15 protein-coding genes and 2 tRNA genes are annotated in these 12,242 nt (G+C 66.4%); 5 read left to right on the top strand and 12 right to left on the bottom strand.

All coding sequences use genetic code 11. The features are described from left to right. Positions 1 to 6: 6 nt before the first annotated feature. The 4 genes from FXO23_RS03435 to FXO23_RS03420 all read right to left on the bottom strand — a co-directional run bounded on the left by FXO23_RS03435 (position 7) and on the right by FXO23_RS03420 (position 1,920). Positions 7 to 624, bottom strand: coding sequence for a hypothetical protein (locus FXO23_RS03435; RefSeq protein ID WP_158880629.1), 618 nt, complete (start codon positions 622 to 624; stop codon positions 7 to 9). Positions 625 to 795: 171 nt separating this feature from the next. Next, positions 796 to 1,455, bottom strand: a complete 660-nt coding sequence (locus tag FXO23_RS03430; RefSeq protein ID WP_158880627.1) for a DUF3558 domain-containing protein — start codon at positions 1,453 to 1,455, stop codon at positions 796 to 798. Further along, on the bottom strand, positions 1,391 to 1,693 hold the full coding sequence (locus FXO23_RS03425; protein ID WP_158880625.1) for a hypothetical protein: 303 nt from the start codon (positions 1,691 to 1,693) through the stop codon (positions 1,391 to 1,393). The genes FXO23_RS03430 and FXO23_RS03425 overlap by 65 nt, the downstream gene beginning before the upstream one ends. Positions 1,694 to 1,695: 2 nt before the next feature. Next, complete coding sequence (locus FXO23_RS03420) at positions 1,696 to 1,920, bottom strand: HC3 family zinc finger protein (protein WP_158880623.1); 225 nt, start codon at positions 1,918 to 1,920, stop codon at positions 1,696 to 1,698. Positions 1,921 to 2,037: 117 nt separating this feature from the next. On the opposite strand from FXO23_RS03420, the gene FXO23_RS03415 reads away from it, so the two are divergent. Next, positions 2,038 to 2,877 (top strand): helix-turn-helix domain-containing protein, encoded by an 840-nt coding sequence (locus FXO23_RS03415; RefSeq protein WP_158880621.1) that lies wholly within the window; start codon positions 2,038 to 2,040, stop codon positions 2,875 to 2,877. Continuing rightward, the gene (locus FXO23_RS03410) at positions 2,874 to 3,047 is read left to right on the top strand and encodes a DUF397 domain-containing protein (protein ID WP_158880619.1); all 174 of its coding nucleotides are present in this window, start codon (positions 2,874 to 2,876) and stop codon (positions 3,045 to 3,047) included. Before FXO23_RS03415 ends, FXO23_RS03410 begins: the two co-directional genes overlap by 4 nt. 7 nt (positions 3,048 to 3,054) lie before the next feature. Here FXO23_RS03410 and FXO23_RS03405 read toward each other — a convergent pair whose 3' ends face one another. Beyond that, entirely contained in the window at positions 3,055 to 5,421 is a 2,367-nt protein-coding gene (locus FXO23_RS03405) for a GH92 family glycosyl hydrolase (RefSeq protein ID WP_246256868.1), read from the bottom strand. Positions 5,422 to 5,600: 179 nt separating this feature from the next. On the opposite strand from FXO23_RS03405, the gene FXO23_RS03400 reads away from it, so the two are divergent. Next, positions 5,601 to 6,743 carry a carboxylate-amine ligase gene (locus FXO23_RS03400; protein WP_158880617.1) on the top strand — a complete coding sequence of 381 codons (1,143 nt, stop codon included), beginning with the start codon at positions 5,601 to 5,603 and terminating at the stop codon, positions 6,741 to 6,743. On the opposite strand, the gene FXO23_RS03395 is transcribed toward FXO23_RS03400, so the two are convergent. Then, positions 6,740 to 7,189 carry a MarR family winged helix-turn-helix transcriptional regulator gene (locus FXO23_RS03395; protein ID WP_158880615.1) on the bottom strand — a complete coding sequence of 150 codons (450 nt, stop codon included), beginning with the start codon at positions 7,187 to 7,189 and terminating at the stop codon, positions 6,740 to 6,742. The genes FXO23_RS03400 and FXO23_RS03395 overlap by 4 nt on opposite strands. A 106-nt stretch (positions 7,190 to 7,295) precedes the next feature. Between FXO23_RS03395 and FXO23_RS03390 the strand changes: the two genes are divergently transcribed. Then, entirely contained in the window at positions 7,296 to 7,685 is a 390-nt protein-coding gene (locus tag FXO23_RS03390; protein WP_158880613.1) for a DUF5313 family protein, read from the top strand. A 120-nt stretch (positions 7,686 to 7,805) separates the two neighbouring features. On the opposite strand, the gene FXO23_RS03385 is transcribed toward FXO23_RS03390, so the two are convergent. Next, a tRNA-Gly gene (locus FXO23_RS03385) sits at positions 7,806 to 7,876 on the bottom strand. Positions 7,877 to 7,960: 84 nt separating this feature from the next. Here FXO23_RS03385 and FXO23_RS03380 point away from each other — a divergent pair. After that, positions 7,961 to 8,034 (top strand) — tRNA-Pro (locus FXO23_RS03380). Positions 8,035 to 8,128: 94 nt separating this feature from the next. Here FXO23_RS03380 and FXO23_RS03375 read toward each other — a convergent pair. The 5 genes from FXO23_RS03375 to FXO23_RS03355 all read right to left on the bottom strand — a co-directional run bounded on the left by FXO23_RS03375 (position 8,129) and on the right by FXO23_RS03355 (position 12,230). Then, positions 8,129 to 8,464, bottom strand: coding sequence for a DUF6416 domain-containing protein (locus FXO23_RS03375; protein ID WP_158880611.1), 336 nt, complete (start codon positions 8,462 to 8,464; stop codon positions 8,129 to 8,131). Between the two features lie 56 nt (positions 8,465 to 8,520). Continuing rightward, positions 8,521 to 10,323 (bottom strand): serine/threonine-protein kinase, encoded by a 1,803-nt coding sequence (locus FXO23_RS03370; RefSeq protein ID WP_158880609.1) that lies wholly within the window; start codon positions 10,321 to 10,323, stop codon positions 8,521 to 8,523. Between the two features lie 114 nt (positions 10,324 to 10,437). Beyond that, positions 10,438 to 10,878: a DUF4304 domain-containing protein gene (locus FXO23_RS03365; RefSeq protein WP_158880607.1), complete on the bottom strand. Its 441-nt coding sequence runs from the start codon at positions 10,876 to 10,878 to the stop codon at positions 10,438 to 10,440. A gap of 12 nt (positions 10,879 to 10,890) precedes the next feature. Further along, positions 10,891 to 11,340 (bottom strand): nuclear transport factor 2 family protein, encoded by a 450-nt coding sequence (locus FXO23_RS03360; RefSeq protein WP_179956669.1) that lies wholly within the window; start codon positions 11,338 to 11,340, stop codon positions 10,891 to 10,893. Between the two features lie 20 nt (positions 11,341 to 11,360). Then, a complete protein-coding gene (locus FXO23_RS03355; RefSeq protein WP_158880605.1) occupies positions 11,361 to 12,230 on the bottom strand; it encodes a TIGR03619 family F420-dependent LLM class oxidoreductase in 870 nt (289 codons plus the stop codon). Positions 12,231 to 12,242 lie beyond the last annotated feature (12 nt).

Here is a 12,242-nt window from a genome sequence, read left to right as displayed (position 1 = left end):
CCATTCCTATCCGTAGAGCCCATCTGCACCGGACGAAGTGCCATAAAGACCACCAGCGACGTCTTCTTCCCTTTGAGTATAAGTGCCATTCGACTTACGCAAGGCATCAATGTAAGCCTGCGCGTACTGCCACATTTTACGGTTGTGATCGAGCGCGGCAAGGATCGACGACCTCGTTGCCTCAACTTGTTGATGGGCAGGCATGTCTCCCGAGGGCGGCTTAACCACATTTGCCGCAGTTTGCAGCTTTAAAGCATCACTCTCGATCGCGCTGCGGAGTTGCTCCCACTCGGTGATCTTTTTGGCAGTGGTTTCGGGGTCGAACTTGTAGCCGACGCTGCCGCCGGACATGCCTTTGGGGCCCTCGGTGTCATTACCGAAGACCTCCCACGGGGAGGGTGGACCCTGATCGACTCGGCGCATCTCGCCTTCGCGGGCCTCTCGGGCCTGGCGGCGGATGTCTTCCTCGGTCTTGTTCGGGTTGTACCCTTTGTACGGATTGTCCGGACTGGCCGGGCCGCCTGGACGGCCGATGGCACCGGCCGTCTCGCCGGTGAAACCTGGATGCTCGCCGCTTCTTTGGCCGAGCACTCCCTGCAGGAACGCGTCCCCCGCGCTACTCATTCGAGGCCCCTCACCCGTTGTAGCTGTCCGGTCAGTGAGGGTAGCGCATCGCGTACGCGCGAGGGTGCAAAGCGGCTAAGAATCGCTACTTAGGTGGGAAAGCGGCGGAAGTGGGCCCTTCATCTGCTGCGAGCTGGCAGAGAGTGGTGTTCAACTGTCACCCGTTCGGCGTCATCGGCCGCTGTGCTGGATGGTCAGGATTACTTGTGCGGCGACGGTGTCGGCGACCTGACAGGGATCACCGCCGGTGACATTCGTGGTGTGCACGCTGAAGGCGAATTGGTCGTTGAGGCCGACCGAGAGGTGGCAGATGCCCGCAGAGCGATCGTCTGTTGAGGAGTTGAGCACGGCTGGATAACCGACGATTGTTGTCGGTTCGAAGTATCCGTGGCCGTATTCGCCCGAACTGTTGAGAAGGTACAGCTCGCTCAACCCGGTTTGCCGTCCCGGGACGTAATAGACGGTGACTGCGGGCGTGCCCGCTGCGTACATCACCCAGACGCAGCTCACCAGGCTCTCGGTGTCGTGACGGCGACCGGGCGACTCGATCCGCAGGCCGAGCAACTGCGCAGGGGACAGCCCTCGGCATGGATCGTTGACGAGGAGGGCGGGGTCGAGCGGATTCCGCACTTGCGGCGGCTGCGGCGCGAGCGAGATCTTTTCGTGTTGCCACGGGCTGTCGGTGGGAGGCTTGGCTTGGGAGCACGCGGTAAGCAGGAGCAGCAGACAGGTCAATATCGCGCAGGGCATCGGAATCCTGGTTGGGTCAGCAAGCATGGAGGAGGCATTTCTCGCAGCACGGGTGACGCGCGATTTTTCCGGCTCGGTCACGGCCGTAGAACGGGAAGCAAGCGGTGCCGCAGAGTGCGATGAACACCAGGCCGCATGGGAGGGGATGATTTCCGACGTAGTGCGCTCGACGTACCGCGCCCGCGGGTGTTCCTGCCTCCGGAATCCAACCGCTTTCGGGAAGGCGCGCGAGGGAATCGAGTTCGTCGGCCAGGTTCAGGAGGATCGCGCCCAGTTCGGCGAGTTGTTGGCCCAGCGCGCGAATCTCGTCCGTGCGCATGTTCAGGGCACACCGCCGGTGAAACACGGAATCCGTTCACGGTCACGCCAGACGGCATCGCACGCCCAGCAGGTTGCGTCGAGCCAGTGACCGCCAAGCTCGAGCACGTCCGATCGCGCCACAGTGACTTCCGCACCGCACAACGCAACGAAGGATTCGCCGGGGCGAAGGGAGAACACGCCATCGTACGCGTGTCTCCTGCCCTCCGCCTGCTGCCAGCTCAACATTGGTGTCACCCCGGTCCGCCAGTGGTTTGACACCAACCTCTCTGGTACAAATTCGTACCACCAATAGCGCGATCGGGTGACGTTCGGAATTGTCGGTGCCGTGCGTAGGGTGAGGTTATGAAGGCACCTATCGCCACTCCTCGTGCACGTGCATTGGCGGCCGCCCTGAGGGAAGCCCGCCAGGCGCGGAAGATCGGCCTGCGGCAACTCGCGGACAAACTCGGCATCTCGCACGCCATACTTTCCTTCTGGGAGAAGGGAATCCGGCTACCGAAGGTGGAAGATGTGGCCACGATCGTGGGCAGCCTAGGCATCGTCGGCGACGAGAGGGAGCGGCTACTCGATCTCGCGCGGAGGGCACACGAGCCCAATTGGCTGGAGGACAGCATGCCCGGCATGCCTCAACTTCTGACCGCTGTCGCGGAATACGAGCGCACTGCGACCACTATCACTGAATGGAATCCATCCTTGATTCCAGGAATGTTACAGACCACAGAATATACTCGCGCAATCTTTAAAGCAGCTAATGTGCCGCATGCGCAGATCGAGACAAGGTTGAGAATCAGGATAGCCCGCCGTGATGTACTGACCCGCCAACAACCGCCGCGTTACAATGTTCTGCTAGGGGAAACCGCACTACGCCAGGGAATCGGCGGCCCCGAGGTGATGGCCGAACAACTGCGGCACCTACGGGAAATAATGAGCTTACCACATATCTCGCTGCGGGTGGTTCCCGCTGGCGTGGGCTACCACCCCGGGCTGACCGGCCCCTTCAGCATCTTCGACTACACAGACCTACCTTCCATCGTACTCGTGGAGCGCCATCGAGGTAGCGCATTCCTCTACGACGAAGGACATATAAAGGATTACAAGAGAGCCACGACCACTATACTGGGGTTGGCAGTAGGCGAACAGAACTCGCTGTCGTTGATCACTGAGCGAGAGGCGGATCCATGACCAGCGCCTCCTGGCGCAAGTCCAGTCACAGTGCAGAAGAAGCTTCGTGCATTGAGGTGGCGACCGGTGTGGTGGTCGGGGTTCGGGATACCAAGAATCGGGAGGGGGGCGAGTTGCGGGTCCCTCCCGACTCGTGGCGTGCGTTTCTCGAGCGGGCTCGTCAGCTCTGAAGTGCCCTCACCGGGCGTCGAGGAGCCTCGGGGGCATCGCCGCAGTGCCCGTGCCCCAGGATGAACCCTGTTGCGCCGTAAGGGTGAACCGGATCGTCCGGGCATCGAGCAGGTCCTCGTGGCTGAGCCAGCTCTTCGTCAGATCCCGGCCGCGCACGCTCACCCCCGACACGTACTGCAGTTTGTTCGCGTCCGCGCCCGGTGCCTCGATGCGAACCTTGCGCCCGCCGTCGGGGTTGATCTCGACCTTTTCGAACATCGGCGCGCTCAGCTGGTAGATCCCCGAGCCCGGGGTCGCCTCGAACACCCCGGCCATCGCGAAGACCAGCCACGACGAGATGGTGCCGAGATCATCGTTGCCGGGCATGCCGTATGGCGTATCCGTGAACAGGGTGCGCGCGGCCCGCATCACCGCCGAGGTCTTCCACGGCGACGACGTCCACGCGAACATCCAGGGCGCGTGCAGATCGGGCTCGTTGTTGGGGTTGAACGCGAAGTTGTTGTGGTAGTCGTACGCACCGATCACCCACGACTTCTTCGCGGCCTCCGCCGGATTCTTCAACAACAGCGGTATGTCGAAGAACGTGTCGAGCCGTTTCTCCGCCTGATCGGCACCGCCCATCAGACCGAAGAGCGCCCTCGGATCCTGCTGCGCCAGCCACTGGTACTGCCACGGCGTGCCCTCGTGGAAACCGGTCGACTTGGCCGGATCCGCCGCGCCGACCCACGAACCGTCCTCGGCGCGCGACCGCGGGAACCCGGTGAAGCCCTTGGACACCGTGCCGGTGTCCCACTGCTTGGTGAAGTTCTGGCAGCGCCGGGCCAGGGAATCGGCTTTCGCGTGCTCGCCGAGGCCGCGGGCCATCAACGACAGCGAGCAGTCGGCCAGCGCGTACTCCAGGGTCGCCGAACCGGACTGGCGCGTGTCGCCGAACGTGTAGCCGGGCACATCGCGGTAGCCGATCCAGCCGTTCTTGACATAGCTCGGGTTTCCGTCCCGGCCGCGGAAAAGCGACTGGTCCTTCGGCACCTCGTTCGCGTTGCGCCACAGGGCGTCGAAAAGGCCGCGAGCGGTCCGGTCATCGAGCAGGCCGCGCCGGTAGTTGTCGACCACCCACGGGGTGACCGGATCGCCGCTCATCACGTTGGTCTCACCATTGGCGAGTGCCCAGCGCGGCACCCAACCGCCGTCCTGAGCGATGCGCAAGACCGATTTCGTCATATCCGCGGCACGGTCCGGATGCAGCAACGCGACGAGTTGGTTCTGCGAGCGGTAGGTGTCCCAGAGCGAGAACATCTGGTAGTAGGGATGATCGGCCCGGTGCACCCGGTCGTCGAATCCGCGATAGCGACCGTCCACATCGGACCCGATCGACGGGTGCAGCAGCGAGCGGTAAAGAGCGCTGTAGTACGTGCGCTGGTCCGCGGTCGTGCCACCGGCGACGCGCATCCGGTTCAGCTCGCCGCGCCAGGTGCGGTGCGCGGATTCCTTGACGGCGTCGAAGTTCTTCCTGGCCTTCTCCCGATCCAGGTTCAGCCGGGCGCCCTCCACCGACGTGTACGACAGGCCGACGCCGGCGCCGACCTGCTTCCCGGCGGCCGGATCGAAGCTCAGCCAGGCGCCGGTGCGTTTGCTGCCCAGCTTGGCGTCGCGTGCCCCCGGGGTCAGCATGCCGTCGCTCCAGGTGCCGAACGAGGTGAACTTCCGGTCGAACTTGGCGCTGAAGAAGACCTTGTAGCGCTCCTTCTGCGTCTCCCAGCAGAAGTTGCCGCCCTGCAGCCAGCCTTCGACGGTGTCGTCGCCGACGACCTTGACCTCGCCGGCGTAGGTGTAGCCGTTGCTCTCGCCGACCTCGATCAGCACGTTCTCCGCGCCCGCGTTCGCCGGGAACGTGTAGCGGTGGCGCCCGGTGCGCTCGGTCGCGGTCAACTCGGCGCGCACGTCGTACTTGTCGAGTTTCACCGAGTAGTAGCCGGGCGACTTCTGCTCGTTGGCGTGGCTGAACTTCGAGCCGTACTGAGCGGGATCCGACGAGGTCACCGCGCCGGTGGTCGGCATGAACCGAATGTTGCCCATGGTCTGGCAGCCGACGCCGGACAGATGCGTGTGGCTGAAGCCGAGGATCGTGTCGTTGGCGTAGTCGTACGAGGCGTACTTCTTGAGCTGGGTGTCCGGGCTGAGCTGCACCATGCCGAACGGCGTGGTGGCGCCGGGGAACGTGGTGCCGTCGCCGTTGTTGCCGATGGACGTGTCGACCAAGGTCGTGGGGTCGTCGGGGAACCGCGGCCCCCGGTCGGCGGCCGCCGAAGGTGCGGCGACGGTACCGGCGCCGATGGCGACGGCCATCGCGACGGTCAGGACACGCTTTCTCATGGGCGGCTTCCCTTTCCATGCCCCGGATGACAACGTTGTCAATCACCCCTGACCCAAATCCTCGCCCAGCCGGGGCCCTCGCGTCAATCCGCCGAACGTTCGCCGCGCCCTGCGCCGGACTTCGAGTTCCCCCCGAATGGCCCGATTTCCTGGCCGGCAACCCCGGTAACCTTCCGGGTATGGTCGACAACTGTGCGTACCGCACGGAGGACTCCCCCGCCCGGACCTTCGCCGATGAGCTGACTCTGGGTGTCGAGGAGGAGTTCCTGCTCGTCGACGAAACCGGCCGGCTTTCCCCGTTCGGCCCGGAGGTGATCGGCGAGACCGAGGAACCGGACGGGACCCTGCAACGGGAACTCCGGCTCAGCCAGATCGAAACGGCCACCACGATCTGCCACAGCGCCAAGGAACTCCTCGACCAGTTGCGCGCCATGCGCGGGCGGCTCATCCGGACGGCCACGGCCCGGGGCCTGCGACTGATGCCGAGCGGAACGCCGGTGCTGCCCGAGCCCCGTCCGCCGGGCCTCACCCCGAACCCCCGCTATCGCCGGATGGCCGAGCAGTTCGGCGCCGTCGCCACGACGGTCATCGCGTGCGCATGTCATGTGCACGTCGCGATTCCGGACCGGGCCACCGGTGTCCAGGTGTGCAACCACCTCCGGCCCTGGCTCCCGATCCTGCTCGCACTGAGCGCGAATTCGCCCTTCCACCAAGGCGTGGACACCCGCTACTGCAGCTGGCGGCACATGCAATGGGGACGCTGGCCGTCGGCGGGCCCGCCGCCGTACTTCCATTCCGTCGAGCACTACGAGCACACCGTCGAGGCGCTGCTGGACTCCGGCGCGATGCTCGATCGCGGCATGCTCTACTGGGATGTTCGCCTCTCGGACAAGCAGCCGACCGTGGAATTCCGGGTGTGCGACGTCAGCGCGACCGCCGCCGAAGCCGCACTCGTCGGCGCGATCGTCCGCGGTCTGGTGACCGCGGCCCGGCACGCGATCGACGACCACCGGCGTGCGCCGCAACCGCCGCACGAGGTCGTGCGGGCCAATCTCTGGCGCGCCGCCCGGTACGGCCTGAGCGGCCAGTACGCGCATCCGGAAACCGGGCGGCTCACCCCGATGCGCGTGCTGGTCGACTATCTGGCCGAGTACATCCGGCCCGCCCTGGCCACCGCAGACGGGGACCTCGAATTCGTCCTGGCCGGGCTGACCGCGTTGTGCCGCAACGGATGCGGCGCACAGCGGCAGCGCGCGGCGTTCGCCGTGGAGGAACGTTTGGAGGATGTGGTCGCCATGCTCACGCGGCAGGCGAACCGTTAGGAATTCCGCGTGGCGGCGATGACACGGGTGAGCGCGGCGTGCAGGTTCTCCAGTTCGGCGACTTCCATGCCCAGCTTTTCGACCACGCGGTAAGGAATCTTCTCGGCCTGCTCGCGCAGGGCACGCCCGGTTTCGGTCAGGTCGACGGTGAGCAACCGCTCGTCGGACCGGCTGCGTTCGCGGGTGAGGTAGCCGATCGCCTCGAGCCGTTTGAGCAACGGCGAGAGGGTCGCGGCTTCCGCGCACAGGGTCTCGCCGAGGTCCTTCACCGAGCGGGGAGTGCGCTCCCAGAGGGCGAGCATGACCAGGTACTGCGGATGGGTCAGGCCCATCGGCTCCAGCAGCGGGCGGTAGATCGCGATCACGCCGCGCGAGGCCACGGACAGGGCGAAGCACACCTGCCGGTCCAGGGCCAGCGGGTCCTCCCCCAGGTCGATCGACGCCATTACCCCATTCTCCTCACCGCGACGCGCACCTGAACTCTAGAGGCACCTTGCATTAGTTAGTGTACTAACTATTAAGGTGCGATCAGTTAGTACATGAGGAGGCCGCATGGCGCGTCAACGCCCGAACCCGGTCCGCTGGCTGTGGTACGCGATCGGCGGGCGGTTGCCCGAGAAACACCGAACCTGGGTGCTGCACGACATCACCGCGAAGACGTGGCTCCTGCGGCACGCCGCGCGCAGCACCGTGCTCATCGCGCCGCTGGTGTCGGTGTGGCTACTGCTCCCCGGCCCGCTGGGCCTGCGGCTGGCCCTGATGCTGATGGCCGCGCTGGTGGGCTACTTCTACTCGTTCGCCTATGTCGAGGAGAGCTGCGAACACCGGCTGGCCAAGCACGGTTATCCGCGAGGCACCGGCAAAAGCGTGCGCGCGGAAGCCAACGAAACCACCGAAGCCGAAGCCCGCGCCCGCTATATCGCCCGCTACCGCCAACCGTGAACAAACCCGCCTACCTACGGGGGTCCAGGGGGCTTGCCCCCTGGCTGGGGCGTGGGGGCTCGGCCCCCACATCAACACACCCCGGGGAAGGTGGCCAAAGGCCACCAAACACGACTCGCGAGCGGGTGACGGGAATCGAACCCGCGTCGCCAGTTTGGAAGACTGGGGCTCTACCATTGAGCTACACCCGCGTACGCGATCAAGGACCGCGCGTCGCTAGCTTAGCGGTAACCGATAGGGTGGCAGCACACCGCCCCACCGAACATGGGGCCAGGCGGGACGTGGCGCAGCTTGGTAGCGCATCCGCTTTGGGAGCGGAGGGTCGCAGGTTCAAATCCTGTCGTCCCGACCGGTCGTGAGTGGTTAGGGCGGTTCTAACCGTCCTAACCACTCACGATCCAGCTGGGAGGTGGCGGTGACCTTGCGGCGCGGCCCGAAGACCGTCAGCCCTTGCGGACCCGGTCGAGCAGCTCCGCCACCTCGTCGGTCATCCAGTAGCGGGCACGCTTGTCAGCGGGGTATCCCCACGACCACAGGTAGCCGCGACCGAGCGCGGCGCAGTGCCGTTTCGGCCAGCACAGCGTGGCGGCCACGCCGCTTCTTCCGCTGGGAATCGACAGGATCTCCGCCAGTTCGGCTCCGCTGAACTTGGTTCCGGGATGCTCGATGAGTACTGAGAAGAGCGATTTGGCGGACTCGCTCAGCTTCGCCCAGACCGCAGCCGCGAGGTCATCGTCCGACGCGCTCCACGGCATCACCTTGTCGTCGAACTCGACCATTCCGCCGCCCCCATCTCGGACACTTGGTGTCGTTGACCATGGTAGCCCGGAAAGGCTCAGGGCTGGGGAAGGCGGGACACCGCGGCCGTGGCCAAGTCGGTGACCAGTCCGCACAGCGCGTCCTCTCCCTGCGGGCCGTCGGCCGCGATGTGCAGCAGTTCGACCGCCGGGTATCCGTCGTCGTCGGTATACCGGCGATGGCTCACCTTGATGACGCACGAGTCGGCACCCTCGGCGCCTGGCTCGACGAAGGCGTCGCGCCCGCCGATGGGGTTGGGGCGGCCGCTCCGGGCGGTCAGCGGCTGGTCGTGGTCGTAGCGCAGCAGCACCGACCCGCCGCTGGTGGTGCTGCGCCAGCGGCATGCCCAGTCGCCGAAGCCGATCTCCGGGCGGGTCGCGTCGACACCGGGAATGCGGGCCAGCGCGGTGTTGTCCAGCAGGCCGCAGGCGTTCACCCCGGCCAGCGATCCCGCCGCGAACGGCGCGGGACGCCGGGGCACCGGACCGCGGTTGAGCACGGTCAGCGCGGTGTTCACCGTCGCGTCGGCCATACCGCAGAGGTCCGCGGTGGTGCCCTCGTTCAGCCTCGCGTTCACGACCACCTTGTTCCGGTCCGGCAGCGTCATGACCCGGTCGCACCGGTCGTTCCTCGCGGGTTCCCGCAACACGCTCACGGCGCCCACCTGCTCGACCACCCCGGCATCGGGCGGGGCGGGCACGTTGAACTGGGTCTCGACGTCGACTTCGGTGTCCGGGTTCGGCCGCACGATCACATCGCAGCGTTCGAAGTTGCCGTAGTCGGTGTCCAGTCTGGTTTCGCCGAAACGGGCCAGGGCCGCCTGATCGGTCAGGGAACAGGGATCGGCGGTCCGCGGATCGCCGATCGTGGCCACGCCCGCCGCGGCCGGAGGGAATGCCGGGGGTTCGGGGTTGCGATCCGGCCAGGCGTACTTCCCGACGATCCACAGCGTCGCGGCCAATGCCACCACGACCCCGGCGGCGGTGAACGCCAGACCGCGGCTGACTCGGAACCGCCGCCCGCGCAAGTCCTCGGGCGCTGAATCGGCGATCGCTTCGAGCCGCCGGTGGGTGTCGGTGGCATCCGGTCGCTCTTCGGGGCTGCGCCGCAACAGATCATTGAGCACGGGCGTCAGCGGCCCGGCGCGGCGGATCGGCTCGATCTCGGCCTTCGCGGCCCGGTTCAGGGTCACCAGCGGGTTCTCCGCGTCGCCGAACGGCGGTTTCCCTTCCACCGCGGCGAACAGGCTGGCGCCGAGCGAGAACACGTCCGAGGCCGCCGCGGGTTCCTGGCCCTGCGCCGCTTCCGGCGACAGGTAGGCCGTGGTTCCGGCCGCGGTCCCGCTGTCGGTCAGGGTCTTCTCGCTCCACACCACCCGCGAAATGCCGAAGTCCGTCAGCTTGGCGACCCCGTCGTCGGTGACGAGGATGTTGCCCGGCTTGACATCGCGATGCACCACACCGCGGGCGTGCACCGCCGCCAGGGCGTCGGCGATCTGCGCCCCGATGTCCGCGGTCTCGGCGACCGGGAGCGCCCCGCGCTCCTCCAGCAACTCGGCCAGGCTCCGGGAACGCAGGAACTCCATCACCAGCCAGCGCTCGCCGTCGACGACCACCACGTCGTGGACGGTGATGACGTGCGGGTGCTGCAATCCCGCGGCGATCCTGGCTTCGCGCCGCATTCTCCGGTCATCCGCCTCGCTGCCGCCGCGGCGGGCGCATTTCATGGCGACGTCCCGGTGCAGCTCCTCGTCGAAGGCCTGCCAGACATAGCCCATCCCGCCCGAACCAATCGGCTCCACCAGCCGGTAGCGGCCCGCGATCAGCTGACCAGCCTGCACCACTTCTCCTCACGGTAGGAATTCGGAGGCGAACAGGGCGCAACCACATTACTGCGATGGGCGGACGAGCCTCAGCGGTTCACCGAAAGAACCGCCGGGATGGTGGAGCGGAATCTAGTAGGGACCGAGTTGATCTTCGATCGCGGGGACCGCGTAGTCCCGGACCACGTTGAGCACCTCGTCGGCGACCGATTCCGCCGATTCACCGGCACGGACGGTCCACCACGGCTCGCGATCGCTTCGGGGCATCAGGGCGCCGATGCGCTGTTGCCAGGCGTCGTCGCAGTAGTACGTGTTCGGGCTGGGCGTTTCCGGCAGGTAGGTCCGCTCGTCGCACATCCGCCGCCAGGCGGCCTTCGAAACCGCGCTGACGTTGATCGTGAAGCTCACCTCGGACCGGTCGCTGTTCGCCGACTTCTGAAAACCGAGGATCACGAAATGATCGGGCGCGGGCAGGGTGAACGCCTGGCCGGACCCCTGGAACCCCAGTTCCCGCAACGCGGGGGCCACCCGATCCCGCATCATCCGGCGAAACACGTCCTGCGCGGTCGTCACCGCGCCATCTTCTCAGCCCTCGGCCACCTGGCGCGCGGTGGCCATCGCCCGTTCGACCTCCCAGAACGCGCGCATCGACTGGATCAGGCCCGCCTCGTTGACCCGGTAGACGAACACGCCGTCGGTGTCGACCCGGTAGTTCCCGGGCAGGAACGTGGTGATCGTGCCGACGTTGGCCACCTCGTCGCCGGCGGCATGCGAATCGCGGATGGTGAACTCGAACCGTTCCACCTGGGCGATCGCCTTGTCCCAGAACGCCGAGATGCCGTCCCGGCCGTGGTGGCCCTTGCCTTCGGGATCGAAACCCGACGGCCCCACCGGATCCTCGACCACCCCGTCCGGGGCGAACAGCGCCAGCCATTCCTCCTTGTCGCCGCGGGTCACCGCGTTCATCGATCGCCAGGCGGCGACCCGGGCGGGCGGCTGGTCGGTCTCGGGATCCCAGCACACGTCGATGGCCACGCGCTCCTCCTGGAGAATCGTCAGAACTTCGAGATGATCTCGTCGGCGAATTTCTTGATCGAGTCCTTCTTCGCCTCGATGTCCGCGTCGAAACCGAGCCCGTCGAACACCCAGGGCACGGTGATCACGTCGGTGACGCCGATCTCGGCCTGCGCCCGGTAGCCGTCGAGGCCGAACCGGTCGATGCACACCGCCTGGTATTCGAACGGTTCGTCCGACCGGCCGTACTCCGCCCGCAACGCACGCAGGCGCTCGATCGTTTCGCGCAGATCGTCGTATTTCATCATCGCCGACGCCCACCCGTCACCGATCCGGGCCGCGCGCCGCAGGGCGACCTCGGTGTGCCCGCCGACGTAGAACGGCACGCGTTCGCTCGGCGCCGGGCTCATCTGCAGTTTGTCGAAATCGAAGAACCGTCCGTGGTACTCGACCATCCCGCCGCCGAGGATCAGCCGCAGCACGTCGATCGCCTCGTCGACCCGCTTGCCGCGGTTCGCGTACGGCGCGCCGCACCACTCGAACTCCTCCGGTGACCAGCCGACGCCGAGCCCCAGCCCGAACCGGTTCCCGGTCAGATTCGCCACCGAACCGACCTGACGGGCCAGCAGGACCGGATTGCGCGAACCGAGTTTGAGCACCGAGGTGTAGAACCGGATCTCCCGGGTGACCGCGCCCATCGAGGCGGCGGCGATGAGCGGATCGACCCACGGCGTCTCCGCGTTCCAGAACCTGTTTCCGTCCGGGGTGTACGGGTAGTCCGCGGACACCGTCTCCGAATAGAACAGCGAATCCGGCAGGGCCACCGAGGAGAATCCGTGCTGCTCGGCGGTAATCGCGAGTTCGGCGAGCTGGTCGAGCGGGGTCAGCGCGACCGAGAGCGTGAACTTCATACGACAGGACTA

Origin of the sequence: Amycolatopsis anabasis (genome assembly GCF_009765355.1) — a bacterium.
Classification (GTDB): domain Bacteria; phylum Actinomycetota; class Actinomycetes; order Mycobacteriales; family Pseudonocardiaceae; genus Amycolatopsis; species Amycolatopsis anabasis.
The sequence above is the reverse complement of the archived record's forward strand: the minus strand, read 5'-3'. Positions and strand labels throughout refer to the sequence as shown.